This window comes from Streptomyces sp. ActVer, assembly GCF_027270795.1.
GTDB lineage: Bacteria > Actinomycetota > Actinomycetes > Streptomycetales > Streptomycetaceae > Streptomyces > Streptomyces umbrinus_A.
This window is the reverse complement of the sequence record NZ_JAPWHT010000005.1, coordinates 1-17,130: the sequence shown is the minus strand read 5'-3', so window position 1 is coordinate 17,130 and position 17,130 is coordinate 1. Positions and strand designations below refer to the sequence as shown.

At 68.0% G+C, this 17,130-nt stretch carries 19 protein-coding genes; all 19 read right to left on the bottom strand.

Annotation, left to right across the window (positions count from 1 at the left end; all coding sequences use genetic code 11):
* Positions 1 to 34: 34 nt before the first annotated feature.
* Positions 35 to 307 (bottom strand): hypothetical protein, encoded by a 273-nt coding sequence (locus O3Q52_RS01665; RefSeq protein WP_269646968.1) that lies wholly within the window; start codon positions 305 to 307, stop codon positions 35 to 37.
* Positions 308 to 312: 5 nt separating this feature from the next.
* Positions 313 to 2,157, bottom strand: a complete 1,845-nt coding sequence (locus tag O3Q52_RS01660) for a right-handed parallel beta-helix repeat-containing protein (RefSeq protein WP_269646967.1) — start codon at positions 2,155 to 2,157, stop codon at positions 313 to 315.
* A 67-nt stretch (positions 2,158 to 2,224) separates the two neighbouring features.
* Positions 2,225 to 3,241 carry a hypothetical protein gene (locus O3Q52_RS01655; RefSeq protein WP_269646966.1) on the bottom strand — a complete coding sequence of 339 codons (1,017 nt, stop codon included), beginning with the start codon at positions 3,239 to 3,241 and terminating at the stop codon, positions 2,225 to 2,227.
* A 1-nt stretch (position 3,242) separates the two neighbouring features.
* Complete coding sequence (locus tag O3Q52_RS01650; RefSeq protein ID WP_269646965.1) at positions 3,243 to 4,418, bottom strand: siphovirus ReqiPepy6 Gp37-like family protein; 1,176 nt, start codon at positions 4,416 to 4,418, stop codon at positions 3,243 to 3,245.
* Positions 4,419 to 4,431: 13 nt separating this feature from the next.
* Positions 4,432 to 5,397, bottom strand: a complete 966-nt coding sequence (locus O3Q52_RS01645) for a phage tail domain-containing protein (protein WP_269646964.1) — start codon at positions 5,395 to 5,397, stop codon at positions 4,432 to 4,434.
* Position 5,398: 1 nt separating this feature from the next.
* Positions 5,399 to 11,122: a peptidoglycan DD-metalloendopeptidase family protein gene (locus O3Q52_RS01640; RefSeq protein ID WP_269646963.1), complete on the bottom strand. Its 5,724-nt coding sequence runs from the start codon at positions 11,120 to 11,122 to the stop codon at positions 5,399 to 5,401.
* A 15-nt stretch (positions 11,123 to 11,137) separates the two neighbouring features.
* Entirely contained in the window at positions 11,138 to 11,530 is a 393-nt protein-coding gene (locus O3Q52_RS01635; RefSeq protein ID WP_269646962.1) for a hypothetical protein, read from the bottom strand.
* A 14-nt stretch (positions 11,531 to 11,544) separates the two neighbouring features.
* Positions 11,545 to 11,958, bottom strand: a complete 414-nt coding sequence (locus O3Q52_RS01630) for a hypothetical protein (protein ID WP_269646961.1) — start codon at positions 11,956 to 11,958, stop codon at positions 11,545 to 11,547.
* Positions 11,959 to 12,059: 101 nt separating this feature from the next.
* Positions 12,060 to 12,647, bottom strand: coding sequence for a phage tail protein (locus tag O3Q52_RS01625; protein WP_269646960.1), 588 nt, complete (start codon positions 12,645 to 12,647; stop codon positions 12,060 to 12,062).
* 10 nt (positions 12,648 to 12,657) lie between these two features.
* A complete protein-coding gene (locus O3Q52_RS01620; RefSeq protein ID WP_269646959.1) occupies positions 12,658 to 13,095 on the bottom strand; it encodes a hypothetical protein in 438 nt (145 codons plus the stop codon).
* Positions 13,096 to 13,098: 3 nt separating this feature from the next.
* Positions 13,099 to 13,419, bottom strand: a complete 321-nt coding sequence (locus O3Q52_RS01615; protein WP_269646958.1) for a hypothetical protein — start codon at positions 13,417 to 13,419, stop codon at positions 13,099 to 13,101.
* Positions 13,419 to 13,688 (bottom strand): DUF2829 domain-containing protein, encoded by a 270-nt coding sequence (locus O3Q52_RS01610; protein ID WP_269646957.1) that lies wholly within the window; start codon positions 13,686 to 13,688, stop codon positions 13,419 to 13,421. The genes O3Q52_RS01615 and O3Q52_RS01610 overlap by 1 nt, the downstream gene beginning before the upstream one ends.
* Positions 13,688 to 14,026 (bottom strand): HK97 gp10 family phage protein, encoded by a 339-nt coding sequence (locus tag O3Q52_RS01605; RefSeq protein WP_269646956.1) that lies wholly within the window; start codon positions 14,024 to 14,026, stop codon positions 13,688 to 13,690. Before O3Q52_RS01605 ends, O3Q52_RS01610 begins: the two co-directional genes overlap by 1 nt.
* Positions 14,026 to 14,364 (bottom strand): hypothetical protein, encoded by a 339-nt coding sequence (locus O3Q52_RS01600; RefSeq protein WP_269646955.1) that lies wholly within the window; start codon positions 14,362 to 14,364, stop codon positions 14,026 to 14,028. The genes O3Q52_RS01605 and O3Q52_RS01600 overlap by 1 nt, the downstream gene beginning before the upstream one ends.
* Entirely contained in the window at positions 14,364 to 14,738 is a 375-nt protein-coding gene (locus tag O3Q52_RS01595; RefSeq protein ID WP_269646954.1) for a hypothetical protein, read from the bottom strand. Before O3Q52_RS01595 ends, O3Q52_RS01600 begins: the two co-directional genes overlap by 1 nt.
* Positions 14,739 to 14,741: 3 nt before the next feature.
* Complete coding sequence (locus O3Q52_RS01590; RefSeq protein ID WP_269646953.1) at positions 14,742 to 15,068, bottom strand: hypothetical protein; 327 nt, start codon at positions 15,066 to 15,068, stop codon at positions 14,742 to 14,744.
* Entirely contained in the window at positions 15,068 to 15,445 is a 378-nt protein-coding gene (locus O3Q52_RS01585) for a hypothetical protein (RefSeq protein WP_269646952.1), read from the bottom strand. The genes O3Q52_RS01590 and O3Q52_RS01585 overlap by 1 nt, the downstream gene beginning before the upstream one ends.
* Positions 15,446 to 15,506: 61 nt before the next feature.
* Positions 15,507 to 16,364, bottom strand: coding sequence for a phage capsid protein (locus tag O3Q52_RS01580; RefSeq protein WP_269646951.1), 858 nt, complete (start codon positions 16,362 to 16,364; stop codon positions 15,507 to 15,509).
* A 20-nt stretch (positions 16,365 to 16,384) separates the two neighbouring features.
* Positions 16,385 to 17,130: hypothetical protein (locus O3Q52_RS01575; protein WP_269646950.1), on the bottom strand; the 746-nt coding region annotated here is incomplete at its 5' end.

Genomic DNA, 17,130 nt, shown 5'->3' with positions numbered 1-17,130 from the left:
TGATCTGCCGGGCGGCGCTCCATCCACGAACAGCCTACTGGGCCCGCCCGACGCGCACGGTGAGCTGCTGCCCGTAGGCGGCCCGGTACTGGTCCGGCGTGAACGCCCGGCCGTCCGCCAGGAACACCGGATCCACCCGCGCCCCGCCCGCCGCCTCCACGTCGGCAACCAGGACCCAGCCCACGACGATGCCCGCAGGAGGGATGTTCGTCGTATCCATGTCGACCGGGGCCGCCACCTGGACGCGAAGACCATCCAGAGCGGGCAGCATTCCGAGGATCCCGCCCGAGCCCGCGTAGTCCCTCATGGGCGTCACGCCGCCTCGAAGAGGATCCACGCGACCGTCGACGTGTCCGCGTTCGACGACGAGGTGATGGTAAAGCTCGTGCCATTGATCTTTGTCGCGGAGAGGTGACCGAGAGTCCCGCCTCCAGCCTGCCGGAAAGACGCGACGCGAGTGTTGGCCGTGACAGAGGTGTTGGTCACTGTCACGGTCCCGGCCACCAGGGTCGCGACACCCATGCGGGCGTTCGTGCCCTCCTTGATGGCGATGCCGCCGCCCGCGCTGCCCATCTGGAAGGCATTGGCCGCATTCGACCAGGACGTCCAGCCACCGTTGGTCTGCCCGGCGTCCACGACCGTGTAGCCGGTGAACGTGGCGTTGCCTGCCGCGCCCCACGGCTGCGCGAACGCGTCGACGGGCGTGTCGGTGGCGCCCGTGCGCTCGCCGATATTCACGCCACGGCGCAAGATCACATTGCCGCCGCCATCCGACCAGCCTGCGGTGTTGGCGTGGAGGAACCCAGTGGACACGGACACGTAGGCGGAACCCTCGAAGCGGGCACCGTACTGGGGCGAATTGGTGGATGCGCCCCCGTCGTCCACGCCCGGATAGCAGATGATTCCGTCGATAACGACAGGAACCGTGGCATCGATCACCGCCAGGCCCGCATAGCCGCCCCCGCCGGCGCCTCCGTTGCGGCCGTCGCGGCGCACGTTGAGGCCGGTGATGAGGATTGGGGTGTTGCCGGTGGCGTCGATCAGCACACCATGCTGGCCGTTGCGGTCCGTTGAGCAGCCGGTCATCTGCATGCCGCCAGAACCCTGCCAGTCACCCCAAGCGCCGGTGAAGTGGTAGCCGTGCGATCCGTTCCATTCGGTGCGGCACGACTGGAGTTGGGTGTTGGTGCAGTTGGTGAGGACGATGCCTTGCGCGTAGCAGCCGATGACCTGCACGTCGTCCAGGGTCAAGTCGGTGTTGCCCTGGAACAGGATGCCGTTGGCGTGACAGTTGTCGATCATCACGTGGTGGAGGCGCCAGCTGTACGGGAAGACACCGTCAGTGCGGTCGGCGGTGGTCATGCCGTTGTTGGGCATCTGCCGGATGCACACGTTGTCGAAGACGACGTTCTGCACGTTGCCCTTGGCGAAGAAGCCATCGATCGTCGTGCCGGTGAGCTGGGAGCCGTCGAACATCAAATTGATGATGCGCTGCTCGCCGGAGATGTCTGGGTGGTCGCCGTCGTCCTCGCCGATGACCTGGACGACGGAGGTGCCGGTGAAGGGGGTGGCGGGCTGGATGAAGCAGGGGTATTCCGCGCCGGTCATGCCGGGCCCGATCATGAGGTTGGCGTGTGTGCCGAGCAGGGTGACGCCGTTTTTCAGGTCCAGTGTGGCGGTGGTCTTGTAGACGCCGCGCGGGAAGTAGACGATGCCGCCGGGCGGGCAGGCGTCGATCGCAGCCTGGATTGGCAGCGTATCGTCCGTGGTTCCGTCACCTTCGGCGCCGAATGTCGGGTCGGTGACGATCAGCCAGTCCAGCTGCTTGGGTAGTTGCGCTGCCGGGACCAGGCCCGTGCCGTCCAGTTGCGCCCAGCCGCCGGGCTCCCCTCCCTGCCCCATGAAGTCGGCGAGCACTCCGCCGGTGTCGATGGCGGCCATGGCGTACCGCTTGGCGTAGCCGAAGTCGACGTACAGGGACGTCACTCCATCCGGCCCCATGAAGGCGACGGCACCGTCGGCGTCCGCGGTCACCGATGTGATCGGCGTGCCGGTCAGGGTCGTGAGGTCGGTGAGCTGGGTGCCGCCGGTGAGCGCCGTCCAGACGGTGCCCACAGCTGCAGGCCGGACGAGGAGCTGATTGCCGACGCGCTCCATGGCGTAGTCCGCTGGACTGCCGCCGAAAAGGGACCTGGCCACAGGAGTTCTCTCTTTCTGCTTCTGCTCAGGCGAGCCAGTAGGAGCCGTCGATCGTCAAGACGTCGTTGGCGCGGATGTTGAACGGCCGGTTGGTCAGCAGGTTCAGCGAGTTGGGGGTGTCGAGCACGCTGTTGCCCTCGGAGGTGGGGTAGCGCAGGCGGGCGATCTTCCCGGTGCCGTCGGTCGTCGGGAACGTCATGCCGATGCCGACCGCGCTACCCTCGTCGTTGCCCGAGGTGAAGTTCCAGATGAACAAGGAGCGGTGGGTGGCCACGGCGGGCAGGCCGGGTGGCAAGGTGACCTGGATCGGCTCCGTGTACTCGGGCGGATTGCCGGTCGGCTGCAGCTGGATCGTGACGTCGACCCGCTTCCCGATGCACTGGTAGCGGCCGACGTTCAGGCTGCCAGAACCCCAGTTGATGATCGTCCCGGCCGAGTTCCACACCGGCGTGTACGTGGAGTCGTCGACACCGACGCTGGCCAGCCACCGCCAGTCCGCGCCGTCGCCGACGTACACCTTGCCGTCCTCGACGAGCAACTGATTCTTGATGCTCGGCGGGCGCGCGCCGGGGATGCTCGGAATGACAGGGCGGCCGGTTAGGTAGCGGCGGTCGATCACGTTCGCCGCGGTGACGACGGAGGAGCTGGCCGCGACGGTGCACTGCGCAAGCGGGATCTCCCACACGCCACCCTCTTCCTGAGTGAGGGCCGGAGGGGTGGTTCCGCCGGTTTTGTAGACGGCGGTCACGGAATTCGCTGACATGCTGGCGCGGAGGACGACGAGGTCGATACGCGCCGTTCCGCCGGCGTTCGGCGGTACGTCGAGTGCCCGGGGGGTGTCGGAGTTGTAGTAGAACCCGTTGACGAACGCATTGCCGACATTCATAAGGACGGTGTCGGTGCCAGAGCCGCTGACCTTCAGTGAGATGTCGGACGCCTGGAGACAGTGCGCACCGTCGAGGCCCCACCGGCGCGCCATGCGGGACCAGTCGAGTTCATTGCTGATGGCGCTGCCGTCGAACGGCCCAGAGAACTCAGCCATGTCAGGCCGCCTTCCGTGTCTTGAGGCGCCCGATGTCCCGTTTGACCTGGGCGATGTACGAGTAGATGCGGGCGACTGTGCCCGTGCCTGTGGAGTCGCCGCCGACTGTGGCCTTCACTGAGGTGTCGCTGGCTGTGGAGGTGAGGGTCACTTCGCGGACGACCTCCGAGTACCAGGCGCCGCCGCGCAGTTGGGCGGCCACGGTGTCGCCGACCGTGTAGTCGCGGCCGTAGCGCAGCCTCGGAATGTCGATCGGCGACATGGACAGCGAGCCCTGGCCAGCCCCGTTGGCGAGGGCTTCGGCTCCGGCCTGGTCCATCTGCGCTACGAGGTCGACAGAGGCGGTGTCGACGGACGTCTGGTCGACGAACTGCTCGATGACCAGGCCGGGGAAGAGTGGGTCGGCTTGGTCGTAGGTCTTACAGACGCGTGGGCTGGTGCCGCCTCCGGCGACGACGATGGCGCGGGTGCAGGTGGGCGGGGTGGTCGAGTAGGAGGCATCGGTGAGGTTGCCCCGGCCGAAGCTGAAGCGCGCGAGGCCGGACAGGTCGGCCGGCTCGTACACCTGGAACTGCAGGTTGCCGCCGACCTGGATGACGCGAAAACCGAGCGAGGCCGCGGCGCCGATGTCCTGCAGGACGGTGAGCAGGTTGTCGAACTGGTTGACCTCCCGCACCAGGGCGGGCCCGTGGAGCCCGTTCGCGGCGAGCGTGATGAGCGGATTCTTGCGTGAGACCAGTGCGCCGGGTCCGGCGTTGAGGTTGACGAGGTTGCGCATGCCGGTCTCGACCGCAGCCACGTCGATCTTGTAGACGGAGTCTGTCTGTGATCCGATCGCCGCTGTCGGGTTGGGCCAGCACGAATACCGGGTGAGTACTTCGGTGTCGTCGAGGCCGCCGACCGTGAGCTTGCCGCCGCCCGAGTCGGATGCGCTCCTCGTCCAGTCGACGGTGCGGATCGGCCCTGACAGGACGGTGTCGCCCGACGCGGTCTTGATGATGAGCCCGTTGCCCTCAACGAGCAGGGCAGCGTTGTCGGAGTCGGCGGCGATGTCCATGCTGAACGCGCCGACCGCCCGGAACCTCGGGATGACGCTCAGGCTGGTGTAGTCGTCGACCCTGCCGATGCGTTCCAGGGTGCTGTTGCGGACGTAGACCCGCAGTGCCGTCGATGCCATAGCCGCCACTCCCCTACGACGCCAGGTAGCGGGGCTGGTAGGTCATGCGGACCGAGGTCGCCGACGTGGATCCGGCGACGGTCAGATCGAGGTGATTGATGCCCGCCTCAAGGGGCCACAGTTCGGAGTCGTCCGACAGGTCCGGCCACAGGTTCGTCACGCCGTTGAGGACCGCGGTCTGCCTGCGCTCGCGGGTGTCGATGACGATGACGTCGCCGCCCACGATGGTGTGGGTGAGGACGAGTTCCTTCACGATGGTGTCGCCGCTGAGCGGATCGGTGATCGTGTTGGTGAGGCTGACGCTGGTGGCCGGCCCGGTGATGGTCCATACCGGGTAGGCGACGTCGTCGCCGTCGTTGTCGACGGTGACCTCGCCGAGCACTTGCGAGTCGCCGACGACGAGCGGCAGGATCGGGAAGAACGTGCCGCCCGCCGCAGCCCTCCACTCTTGGCTGACTTCAGCGCCGATCCAGTACGGGGACGGGCAGCCAAATGTGATGGCGTTGATGCACCAGCGCTCCCCCGCGGCGTCACGGGATTCGTCACCTTCGAGGCCGCCGGCGTAGTAGGCGCGGATGCTGCGGGCCGCGCCGTCCGGCTGCGTCAGGGTGAGGGTGCCGACGCCGCGCTTCGGGTTGAGGGAGCGGATGAAGGAGCGTCGGCGGGCAAGGTAGGCGGCCCGGGAGTCGTGCATCCAGAAGGCGAGCGGGAGGACGATCTCTTTGCCCTGGGCTCGGACGTCGCGGAGTTCGTAGCCGTCGATGCCGGGGCTTTCGTCGGTGGTGAACTGGTAGCTAGGCATGTCGAGGCCCTTGGCGCCGGGCTGTAGCAGCCAGCCGTTCTCCCAGTCCGACAGCATCGTGACCGCGCCGTAGGGGTCGGTGAACGCTACGGCTGGCATCTGGTTGATGAGCGTCGGCCACGGCGGCCCGGTGGGCGGCTCGGGTGTGATGTCGGTCGGGGGGACGAGGATGGGCATGTCAGCCTCCGACCAGGACAGGGCGGTTGAGCATGTCGTCGATGGCGAGGGCGTCGAGGATGCTCTTGCGGGTGGCGACCTCGCGGACTGCGGCGTTGTAGTGCAGGTGCCGGTCGCCGCCGTTGTTGACGGTGGACTGGTTCTGGATGCGGGCCACGGTCGCGGAGGCGCTGGCACGCACGGCGTTGGCCATGCGGGCGGCGGCGGCCTGAGCGCGTGGCACGGTGTCCGAGACGCCCTTGACGAAGCCGAGGCCGGTGAACCGGCCCAGGCCGCGGAGGATCTGTGACGGGCTCTTGATCCTCAGCTCGACCTTGATGGTCTTCTGCACCGCCTTGGCGATCTTCGCCATCTGCGCTTCGATCAGCTTCTGCGTCGAGGCGAGACCGGTCAGATAGCCCTTGCCGGAGTTCGCACCGGCGTCGTACATGGCGTCCGCAGCATCGAGGCCGAACTGGCTGGTCGCCTTGGTGATGGCGTCCTGCGCAAGGTTGATGTCCTTGAACTGGCCGGGTGTCGCATTGACGAGGGCTTGCGCGTAGGCGGCACCGGAGTCCGGCCCGGCGGCGATGATCTGCTGCAGGAGCGTCTTGGACAGGCCGCGCTGGTTGAGGGTCTGCAGGTTCTTCCCGAACGTCTTCAACTGACCGAGGCGCACGTTCAGCCCGGCCAGGATGCCGCCCGCGTCGAAGGTGTTGCCGCCGTTGGGCAGGCCGGTGAGGGAGGTGAACTGGGCGGCCTGGTTGGTGGCGTCGGCGGCGAACGTCTTCGCTGCCGTGATCTTCGCTGCGATGTCGTCACGCTGCTTGGACAGGGCCTGCAGCGCCTTGTTCTGGGCGTTGACCTGCTTGATCAGCTTGTCATCGAGGGTCGTCTTCACGCCCTTGAAAGCGTTCTTCAGGGCGGTCGCGACCTTCTTCATCGACGCGTCGATCGCAGCGGCCGTGCCGGTCAGCGACTTCAGGAAGTCGCCGCCCACCGATGCGGCGATAGGCCCGGTGTCGATGCGCTTGCCGCCGACACGGATGATGCCACCGGAGGCGTAACCCCCAGACCAGCCGCCGCGGTTGACGCGGACCGATCCGACGATGCCGCCGCCCGCATACCCGCCGGGCCGGTTGTAGGCCTTCGACAGGGAGCCGTACCGGCTGAGCGCGTACCGCATCGACGCGTAAATGTTGGCCATCGGGTCGACCGAGACGCCGTACAGCTTCGGCCCGGTGTTCTTGTACTTCCCGGCGTAGGCCGCGAACGTCCCCTTGATCACCTGCATGAGGCCGACGCTGGGCGTGCCGTTCTTCCAGTTGATGTCCGACCGGTTGACGGCCTTGGGGTTGCCGCCACTCTCCTGGTTCATGCGGCGCAGTGTCGTGTTGGCCAGCGACAGCGACTGATGCACCTGCCCGAGGGCCTGCTGGACAACGCCGCGCCACCGCTGGACGCCAGTGCCGCCATCAGCGCCACCGGTCAGGTACTTCATCGGGTCGACGCTCTTGCCGCTGACCCGGGCCTCAAGGTGCAGGTGCGGGCCGGTGACGTTGCCGGTCGCCCCGACGGATCCGATGCGCCCGCCCTGCTTGATGGAGGCGCCGGCCTTGGCGACCATCGACGACATGTGCGCGTACAGCGACGCGAGGCCGCCGCCATGGGAGACGGTGACGTGCTTGCCGTAGGGGCCGCCGGACTGGACGGACTTGACGGTTCCGCCGTCGACGGAGACGACCCTCGTGCCGGTCTTGGCGGGGAAGTCCAAGCCGGTGTGACGGCCGGAGGACCACATGAGGCCCTTGACGCCGAAGCGGGTGCCGTAAGGGGCGTTGACGGGCTTCATCCACTGCCCGGACGCGGGCGGGATGTCCTTGCCGCGAATCCAGTCGATGGTCTTGTCGATGAGCCCGATCGGCGCCTGCCCGATCATGCCCTTGTAGGTGTTCTTGTTGCTGCCGAGGGCCTTGCGGATGCCCGATTTGATGGGCTTGAACGCGGACTCGGCGAGGTCGGCGAGCCCGCCGCGGGCTACGTCGGCGCCCTTCTTGAGGACGCTGCCGACGCCGGAGGCGATGCTGGATCCGACGTCGGACAGTCCGCCGAAGATACCGCCGTCCGCGAAGCCGCGGAACTGGGACAGGGAACGCCCCTGCATGGCGGCCTGGTTCACGGCGTGGAGGCGGGCTCGCTCATACGGGTCGCGCATGGCCTCGGAGACGTAGACGCCTTCGCCGCGGCGCATGGGAACGAGTTGGTCGTCGCCCTGCCGGAAGGTACTCCAGCCGGGGAGGATGCCGCCGCGGGCGAAGCCCTTCGGCATCGACATCTTCTTGAGGTCCGGAACGCCCGGGATCTTGGCTGCGGTGGCGTTCCACACCCGCACGACGCCGTTGTTGTAGACCGTCTCGATCCAGAACTTGATCGGCGCCTTGACGAGGTTCTGGATGCCCTTCCAGATGCCGCCGATGCCGTCCCGGATGCTGCGGAACATGTCCTTGAGCCGGTCGCCGAACGCGGAGACGCCCTCGCGGACGGCCTTCCAGGCGCCGGAGGCGATGGACCGGACGCGGCCCCAGAAGTCGGACCAGATACGGACCGCGCCGTCCTTCAGTCCGCGGAACAGGTTGACGATCCCGTCCTTGATCGCGGTGACGATCTCCTTCAAGCGCCGCCACAGGCGCGCGAACCAGTCGATGGTGCCGCGCACAATGTCGGGAATGATCGAATGCCCGAGGAGGATGTCGAACAGGGCCTTGAACTTGTCGACGACCCATTTCACGGCCGCAGTGCAGGCGTCGGTGAACGCGGTGAACCAGCCGATCACGGTGCTGATGATCGGCACCAGGAAGCCGATCGCCCCGGCCAGAACGCCCGTGAACAGTTCGGCCAGCATCACGATCAGCGGCAGCAGTGGGGTGATGACCTGCAAGGCCAGCGTCAGCAGCGACACTGCGAGTTCGGCGAGCGGAGGCAGGAGCGGCATCAGCGCCGTCATGATCGGCGGGAACAGCGGGGCCAGCTGGCCGACGAACAGACCGAACGCCTGCACAATCGGAACGAGCGCCCCGACAACCGGCAGCAGGCCCGTCACCAAGGCACCGACGAGGATCGTCAGGCTTTGCCCGATCGCCGGCAGGAAGGGCGCCAGCGCGGTGACGATCAAGCCGAGCAGCTGGCCGATCGGCTGCAGCAGTGGCATCACGGCCTGCACCAGGCCGACGATGATGGCGCCGACGTCCGTCACGATCGGCAGCAGCGCGTCGATGATCGGGCCGAGCGCCTCCCCCAGCGTGGCGAACAGTTCGCCGATGACCGGCCCGAGCTTCTCCGCGAGCTGCGTGATCACGGGGGCGATCGCAGCGAGCAACGGCAGCACCGCCTGCAGGGCCGCACCCAGCGCCCCAGCCAGCAGCTTGGCTACCGCGTTGGCTGCTTTAAAAATTTCGGTCAGTGCCGCCTGGACCTCGGGCAGTTCGATGACCCGGCGGATCTCCTTCAGTGCGGCGCCGATGACGCCGAAGAAGTCGCCTCCCGCCGCTGAGGCTGCCTTGAAGATCCCTGCGAAGGTTCCGCCGAGGTCCCCCAACACTTCGCCGAACTTGAGGGCGACGTCCAGCGCGGTGTTGATGGACTCCTCGAGGTTGCCGTTCTCCAGCCCCTTCGCCAGCTTCTCCATGGCTCGGTCCATGGCCGAAGCGGCGCCGCGGGTGATGCGGTCGAACGCCGGCTGAGCTGCGATGGAGAGTTGGGCGAAGCCGGTGACCAGCTGGCCAGGAACCTTGTTGAGGTTGCCGAGGCTGGAGCGGATGCCGTCGAAGACCTTCCCGAGCTGGCCGGTCTTCTGCAGGTTGGACACGGCGGTGAGGGCGTTGAGGCCCATTGTGTTGAGCTCGCCGGCCGCGCCGACCAGGCCGGTGCGCACTGTCGGCAGGATCTGCCCGCCCACCTGCTGTAGACGCGTACCGAGACCCTGGAAGAGCCTGTCCTGGACGTCGAGGCGCATGTCGCGCCAGGCGGGCGCCATCTGCTGCAGGATGCCGACGAACTGGCGGGCATTCGGGGAGAGCTTGGACAGCGCCGTGTCGACCTTGCTGGTCTGTACGGCAACGTTCTGGTGCGCGTCGGCGACCTGCCGCGCCGCATCCGCTACCGCGCGGTGCGCGTCCTGGACGGCACGCTCCTGCGCGGCAACCTGCTCGCCGGCCTGCCGGATCTTCTCCTGGGCCTGGACGACAACCTCGGAGCCGTCGACGCCAGCCGCGTTGGCCGCCTTGGTGTCGGCGGCGAGCCGCTGCTGCTGCCGCGACTGCTCCTCGGCGGCAGCCCGCGCGCGTTCCAGGGCGAGGTCCGCCTGCCGGATTTGTAGCTGGGTGGCGGTGGGGTCGGTGCGGACGGTGGCGAGGTCGATTTCGGCCTGCTCGACGTCGAGTGCGGCCTGCTTCTGGTCGAGGTAGCCCTGCTTGAGGGCCGCGTTCATGTCCTGCAGGTCTCGGGTGGCCTGCCTTCGAGCGACGGACAGTTCGGCCTGGGTCTGGCGTTCGGCACGCTGTGCCTGGGCGAGCTGGCGCTGGGCGTCGCTGACGCCGCGATGGGCGTTGGCGAGCTGCCGCTGCGCCGACTCGACGCCCTTGGTGGCGGTGGCCGCGGTCTTGGCCTCCGCGCCCGTGTCGGCGAACGCCGCCTTGATGGCATCTCCGACACCCTTGGTGCCGATCTTGATGGCGGCGAATCCGCCGAGGAGAGTAGCGAGCGCAGGCGCGGCTGTTGCTGCCAGGGGGCCGAGCTGAGCAATGGCCGACCCGAGGGACGCGATCGAGGGCAGGGCAAGAATGGCCGCAGCCGCGAGCTTGGCTATGCGCCCCGACAGCAGCCCGACCCCGCCACTGCTTCCCCCGCTGCTGGACCCGAGGTTGCTCAGGCCGAGGGTGAGGGCCGAGAGGCCGATCGTGCGGACGCGCACGTTGGCGGTGCGGGTGCGCGCCACGAAGTTCAGCGCCGTGTTCGCCGCGGCCGTGTCGGCGCGCGCCTGGACGGTCATCTGCCGACGCCGCGTCAGGTTGGCGATGTCGTCCGCGGCAACCCGGGTGTCTACGTCGACACCGATCCGCATCCGACGGCGCTGGATCAGGTTGCGGATCTCCTGGGCCGCGACGCGGGTGTCCACAGAGGCGCGGATGTTGACGACGCGGTCCGCGCACAGCTTGTCGAGCTGCTTCTTCGCCGTGCTGTAGGCGGCCTGCTGGACCTTGGGCAGGATGTCGACGGTCCGCTGGCCGAGGATGCCCTGCAGTTTCTGCTTGGCGCCTGCTTCGTCGAGGTCGACGGTGACCTTGAGGGTGCGGTCGGCGGTGAGTTTGACGATGGCTGCGGTGGCGGCCTTGTCGTCGAGCTGGGCGGTGATCTTTACGGTGCGGTCCGCAGTCAGCTTGGCAAGTCCGGCGACGGCCGCCTTGTCGTCCAGGTCCGCCGTGAGCTTGACGGTGCGGTTCTTGCCGAGCTCGCCAAGCTTCGTCTTCGCTGCCGCCGTGTCGAGGTCGACGCGGACCTTGACGACGGGCTTCATCTTCCGGACCGCAGAATCAATCTTGCCGGTGATGATCGTCCCGGCCAGGTCGCCAGCGAGAACAGCTGGCTGGCGGATGGCCTTGGGAAGTTCGATGCGGAGCAGGTCGCCGAAGCGCGACGTGTCGGGCGTCAGTGATACGCGGGTGCGTCCGACGACGGTGGCCTCGGTCATCCTGCCCCTCCCCTCCTACTGCGCGGTTTCGAGTTCGCGGATCCTGCTCTGCCACAGTTCGATCTCCGCCTGATCGGACTGTGCTGCGCCGGGCGAGAAGGAGTTGAGGTATTCCTCGCTGCGCCTCTTCGCTTCCGTCTCTGCTTCGTCGTCGGCGTCGTGGGCTTCGAGCCGGGGCGACTGGACGGGCTGCATCTCTGGTGGCTGGCCTTTGAGGTGGGCCGTCCACAAGATCCGCACGAGCATCAGCAGCACGTTGTACTGGGCTGCTGCCAGGAACGTCGCCGAGTTCCAGCGGCGTCCCTCGGTGTCCCCGGCTTCTGCCGATTTGGTGGCCGAGTCCTCGGGCAGGGCGTCGACCAGGTCGCGGAGTTCGGCCCAGTTCATTGACCCTTCGCCCCAGGACATGGCCCAGAACTCCTTTAGGCGGCGGCCGGGGTAGTAGCGCTGGATGTCGGCTCGGAGGCTCCCGGAGTGCTCGCGGAGGAGGTCGAGGAGCCGGAGCCTTCCCCCTCCGTCGTCCCGGCCTCGTCGGACAACTCCTCGACGATCTCCTTGAGTTCGCCGACGGTGAGCTTGCCGACCTTGACGAGCCGGTCGAAGCTCTCCGGGGGGAGGGCGAGTTCGCGGAGCAGGCCGATGTTGGCGTCGCCGCCCTTCTCCTGGACTTCCTCGATGACTTCGACGGGCCAGTCGTCCTGGGTGGGCAGCGTGCAGACCTCCTCGACGCCCTCGGCGTTCTCGAAGTAGATGTCGACGAACTGGGTCTTGGCTGCGGACGCGCGCTGTGCGCGCATGGTCTGCAGGCGGATGACCTTGCGGTTGGGCTTGGACATGAGCTGTTCCTTCGTGGGCGAGGGCGGGGCGGGGGCGTGTCAGGTGGCCTGTCGTGCCGCCCCCGCCCAGGAGATGAGCGCGACAGGCCACCAGTCGGGGGTCAGGCGGGCAGGGTGACGTCCGTGATCATGTGCTGGACGGACTGGGCGCCGCCGGGCGCGGCCAAGGCCGTGAAGGTCATGCCGAAGTTGGAGGAGTCTTCGGCGGAGTGCTTGATGGCCTCACGGTCGGAGACCCCGCAGCGGGCGATCATGATGCGGTGTCGCTTCCCCGACATGATCACGTCGAGGCCGAGGGCGATCTCCACCGTGTCCGCGAGGGAGCCCGAGCCGAAGGAGATGAACTGCTTCGTCGCCGGGGGCCCGACAGCCGCCGCGGTCGAGTCCATGTTGGCGAGAGCGACCTGGTAGTACAGCGACAGCAACTCGGCGGTCGTCTGGCGGAACACGAGCTTGAACGTCTGGGTGCGCTTGCGCGCCAGGTCGATCACCGGGGCGTCCTCGCCCCACGCGTCGAGCTGAGTGCGCTCCTCTTCCAGCGCCTCCTCCAGGCCGTCCGGGGTCACGAACCCCAGATCGGTGAAGTCGCTACCCCAGGCCACCTCGGGCCCGACCGGGAAAGTGCTCCCGACCTCACCCATGTAGGCCTTGCCGGCTGTGCCGACGATGATGGTGGATGCGTCGCCCACGATGGGCCTCCTAGCTGGTCACACGGGGTGGGCAGACGCTCATCCCCAGAGTCATGCCGATGCGGGTGACGCCCGTGTTCGGCTCTTCCGGTCGGTCTTGCGGGCCGGTCTCCTGGCTGATGCCGGTGACGATCCCGTCGGCGGTGGCCTGGCCGGGGAGTAGCTCCCATTCGGCGCACACCCTGAGGGCGAGTTGCATGGCGGCGTCCACGTCGGCGGCTGGTGCGTAGCAGTCGACGGAGAAGCGGGGGTTGTCCCTGGATGCCGGGTCGGACCAGCCGCGCGCGTCGGCGACGCCGCCGATGCGCAGCACCCGCACGACCGGCAGTGCTGCGGTGAATGCGGCGCCCTCGGGTAGCTCCGATGTCACGAGGACGCCGTCGAGGGCGGCCGACAGAAGATCGATGGCGATCTTCTTGCCGTCGGGGAGGACAACCGGGGTCGCCATGGGCTACGCCTGCGCGCCTGCGGTCGTCGCGGCGACGAAGTCGCGCAACTCCTGCTTGGTCGAGGCGTCGGCCTTGCCCTGCTCCAGGCCGAGCTGGACGGCGTAGGCGCGCCACTCGTCGACCTTGGCCGAGTCGGCGGGCGGCCCCTGCTCAGGCTCGGCGGTCGGGGTGGTGGGCTCGTCGTTGTGCTCGACGTCGCCGACCTGTGCGGCGAAGCCCTTCCAGCGGTGCACCTCGTCGGCGGGTACGTCGATGACGTCCCCGGGCTTCTTGCCGTCGCGCCAGAACGTCAGTCGCATCTTCACGGTGTCGCCGTCGGCCATCAGATCTGCTCCCAGTCTTCAGCGAGCACGTCGCTCACGGTCGGGGCCCACGGCACGAAGCTGCCGTCGGCGGTGTGCAGCATCAGGTAGGGGCGGAACCGGCAGACGGTGCCCTCCTCGATGCCAGTCGCCTCAGCGGTGTTGGCGTTGATCGGGATGCCGTCGGGATAGCCCGCCTGACGCACGACGAACTGGCCGCCCGCGTTCCAGCCTTCGCGGGCAATCCGCCCGCCTCCCTTGAGCGCCCGGAGCGCGTCGCTGAAGTCCACTAGTGGTCGCCTCCTGCGGCGTCGAGTGCGTGCGAAAGCGTGTAGTGGGGGCGGTGGATGGAGCGGCCGTTGCGGTCGGTCTGCCGGGTGCCGTGCTCGACGAAGTAGGCGTAGTCGACGGCTGCGTCGACGTGATTCGTGCCGTCGTCGTCCACCTCTTCAAGCCGGTGAATCGACTCCTGATAGGCGCCCGTGAGGACCGGGGCGGTCGCCTTGCCGACCACGACGACCCGGTCCATGCGGGCCTTCATGTCGTCCTGCACCTCGTCGGTCAGGGGCAGTTCGAACTGGATCGCCTCTTCGTCGATGTCGACGTCGATGTCCACGAAGGTGGCCATCAGCCAGCCACCTCCTTCAGGTCGACGACCTGACCGGACAGCGGGCCGGACAGTTCCGGCAGTGCCGGAACCCCGTCCACCTCCCAGGTACGGCCCCGCCATGAGACGCGCATCCACTCCGTGACCACCGGGGCTCGGGGCGGCATGAACAGGCGGGCCGTGGTGACCGTCTGATCCGAAGCCGACGTTGTCTCCGTCGAGCCGGTGAAGTCGACCGTCACCCGCCGCACGACCGTCGGTACGGCGTTGGGCCAGTCGCGCACCTGCTTGTTGTAGGCGCCCGCCACAAGTGGCGCGGCCAGCAAAGTCACTGTCTGCTTTCCGATCTGGCCCGGCATCAGTCCCACGTCCAGACGAAGCCCTGGAAGTGGCCTGAGGTGAGCAGGACGTCAGCGACAGAGTCCGCGATCCGTGGCGTGGCCCCCGCGCCCTGACCGACCGTGCGCCGCGTGAACGACCGCTGTCCGGTTGTCATCGACTGCAGATCGTTCTGTGCGCCGGTCTCGTCGTCGCGGTCGATCAGCCACTGCACCTGCTGTACGCAGGCGTCCGACAAGGTCTGCTTCACAGCGGCATCGGTCTTGTCGTAGGCGAGCCCGTACAGCGCCCTGTCGATCGCCGTGGACGCCCGGGTGAGCAGGCGCACGGCATTCTCCGGCGCAGGCTCAGGGGCGAGCCACGCCTCCAGTTCACTGACGGTCGCATACGGCATCGGCTACTCCGCCACCTGCGAGTCGCCCTGCGCGTCCTCGACAACCTGGACGTGCTCCTGGCACTCCTTCTTCGTGGCCGTCGCAGCCTCCTCCTCGGGCATGCCGAGAGAGACCGCATAGGCTCGCCAGTCCGCGACGGGCGAGTTGGCGTTCGGCCGCTTCGCGTCACCATCGGGCTCGGCAGGCGCCGAAGACTCCTCCAGCTCCGGCGCCTCACCGTCGACCGGTACGAGGTGGCCGCGGGCGACCTGCTTGGCCATCTCGTCGGACAGCGGCTCGTCGAGGTGCAGGCGCAGCCCGCCCGCACCCTGATACTCGCGGCCCGCCATCAGAACGCCTTCGGCAGCTTGAAGACGGTGATCGTGCCGGTCGTGCCGGACGCGAAGTCGACGTACAGCTTGCTGCCCTGCTGCTGAAAGCGGGCGGAGGTGAACGGGCCGAGGAACTCGACGCCGGTCGTGGCGGCGGCCGTTGTGGCGGAATCGCCCTGGCCACCCATCCAGGCCTGGGTGCCGGTGCCGGCCTTGACGGTGACGACCTTGGTCGTGCCCGCCGTGTTGGTGACCCGGATCAGCGTGCGCTCGGGGTCGGCGGAGTTGATGACGACGCCGTTGGTGACGAGTGTGGCGTCGATGGTCGTTCCGGCCACGTCGGTGAGGTGGCCGTTGGGAACGAGCGGGGTGTAGGCGACTGCTGTGCGAGGCATGGGAGGGCTCCCGGGGTCTGGGTCAGATGCGGCGACGAGGATCACGCGGGGACGGCACGTACTACGCCGGGTCGATGAAGGCGATCGCGATGCCCGTCGGCCGCAGGAGCTTCGCGCCGTACACGTGCAGGCCACGGATGGCGTCGGCGATCGTGGTCTGCAGGCGCAGTGCCTCGGTTTCGAGGATCTGCTCGGCGTAGGTGATGGCCCCGGGGTAGCCGGCCTGGATGACCTGGACGTCGCCGGTCGGGACCGGGACGTTGTTGGATTCGAGGATGTCGAATCCGGCGGCACGGCCGACCAGGCCGTTGCGCAGGCCCTCGCTGGTGCCGGACGCGTCGACCTTGACGAACCGGTCGTCGTTCAGCATGGAGCCGATGAACTCCGGGGAGCCGACGACGTAGCGGCCTTCCTTCGGCACGTTCGACCTGTTGAGCTTGGTGCGCAGCGGGACGAGGACCTTGGAGTAGGCGTCGGTCGGCGCGGTGAAGGTGTTGATGGGGGCGCCGGTGGTGCCGAGGGTGTTCGCCGAGGCGACGCCGGTGTAGAGGCTGGCGACGTAGGCGTCAGCCTTGTCGCGGAGGCCGTAGGCCGCGTTCTGCGCCATCTGCGTCATCGGGTTGGTCAGTGCCTGCGCCTTGTCGACGTCGTCGATCTTGAAGGCGAAGAACTTGCCCTGATCGATGATCAGGTCGGTTCCGGCGGTCTCGATGTCCTCGTAGGTGACCGTGGTGCCGGGCGTGTAGTCCTGGATCGTCGGGTCGCCGATGGTCGTGATGTGGACGCTCTGACCCTGCGTGCGGATCTCGCCTTCGTAGTTGCGGTTGACCAGCTCGGGCTGCGCGTAGACCAGCGAGTTCCGAAGCGCATCCAGAAGGAGAGCGCTCCAGATCTCGGGCTTGAAGTTGTTGATGGACAACGGAGGCTCCTAGTGGCCTGTCAGCCGCCCAGGTGGGCTTTGAGGCGCCCTTCCTTCACGGCCTTAGCGATCTCTTCGGGTGTCATCCGCGCCACGTCCGCTGCACCCAACTGCCGCTTGCCGCCCGGGGCCCCGTCCATCGGTGCGCCACCTGCGGGGGTGGGCTCCGGCTGCTGCTGCGGCACCTTGGCCGCGAGCTTCGCGTTGGCGTCGACTGCCGCCTTCACGGCCTTGCCTACGGCCTCGTCGAAGTCGGCCGCTGAAGGGTCGAGCTTGGCGATGGCGTTGGCGAAGCTGCGTGAGTCGAGCAGTGCGTCGGGGTCGCCGCCGTGCTTCCCGGCCGTCTTGTAGACGGCGAGCTCGACCTGCGTCTGGCGGGCGCGATCGTCGGACGCCTTGGTCCGGGTCTGCTCCTCGGCCAGCTGCTTGGCGAGCTCTTCGGGTGTGGGCGGCTTCCTCTCGTCGGTCTCCAGCCCGAACGCTGCGGCGACCTTCTTCATGAAGGCCGTCTGGTCGTCCTGGGCTTTCTGCTTGTCCTCGGCGCGCTTCTGCTTCTGTTCGTCGACCTCGTTGCGGAGGTTTTCGATCGCTCGCATGGCGCGGTCGGGGTCGAAGTCTCCGTCGAACGTGGGCGCCTTGGCCTTGGGTTCGTCGGCGGGCTTCGGCGCGGAGGCCGGTTCGGAGGGCTTGGCGGGCGTTGCGGGTGCGGCCGGCTCTGGCGGAGTCGGTGCGGGTGCCGCGGGCTCGGGCGGGGTGGCCGGCTGGG

Coding starts and splice junctions, on each gene's coding strand:
- O3Q52_RS01665 (WP_269646968.1), bottom strand. CDS start 307: ATGAGGGACTACGCGGGCTCGGGCGGGATCCTCGGAATGCTGCCCGCT.
- O3Q52_RS01660 (WP_269646967.1), bottom strand. CDS start 2,157: ATGGAGCGCGTCGGCAATCAGCTCCTCGTCCGGCCTGCAGCTGTGGGC.
- O3Q52_RS01655 (WP_269646966.1), bottom strand. CDS start 3,241: ATGGCTGAGTTCTCTGGGCCGTTCGACGGCAGCGCCATCAGCAATGAA.
- O3Q52_RS01650 (WP_269646965.1), bottom strand. CDS start 4,418: ATGGCATCGACGGCACTGCGGGTCTACGTCCGCAACAGCACCCTGGAA.
- O3Q52_RS01645 (WP_269646964.1), bottom strand. CDS start 5,397: ATGCCCATCCTCGTCCCCCCGACCGACATCACACCCGAGCCGCCCACC.
- O3Q52_RS01640 (WP_269646963.1), bottom strand. CDS start 11,122: ATGACCGAGGCCACCGTCGTCGGACGCACCCGCGTATCACTGACGCCC.
- O3Q52_RS01635 (WP_269646962.1), bottom strand. CDS start 11,530: ATGTCCTGGGGCGAAGGGTCAATGAACTGGGCCGAACTCCGCGACCTG.
- O3Q52_RS01630 (WP_269646961.1), bottom strand. CDS start 11,958: ATGTCCAAGCCCAACCGCAAGGTCATCCGCCTGCAGACCATGCGCGCA.
- O3Q52_RS01620 (WP_269646959.1), bottom strand. CDS start 13,095: ATGGCGACCCCGGTTGTCCTCCCCGACGGCAAGAAGATCGCCATCGAT.
- O3Q52_RS01615 (WP_269646958.1), bottom strand. CDS start 13,419: ATGGCCGACGGCGACACCGTGAAGATGCGACTGACGTTCTGGCGCGAC.
- O3Q52_RS01605 (WP_269646956.1), bottom strand. CDS start 14,026: ATGGCCACCTTCGTGGACATCGACGTCGACATCGACGAAGAGGCGATC.
- O3Q52_RS01600 (WP_269646955.1), bottom strand. CDS start 14,364: ATGCCGGGCCAGATCGGAAAGCAGACAGTGACTTTGCTGGCCGCGCCA.
- O3Q52_RS01595 (WP_269646954.1), bottom strand. CDS start 14,738: ATGCCGTATGCGACCGTCAGTGAACTGGAGGCGTGGCTCGCCCCTGAG.
- O3Q52_RS01590 (WP_269646953.1), bottom strand. CDS start 15,068: ATGGCGGGCCGCGAGTATCAGGGTGCGGGCGGGCTGCGCCTGCACCTC.
- O3Q52_RS01585 (WP_269646952.1), bottom strand. CDS start 15,445: ATGCCTCGCACAGCAGTCGCCTACACCCCGCTCGTTCCCAACGGCCAC.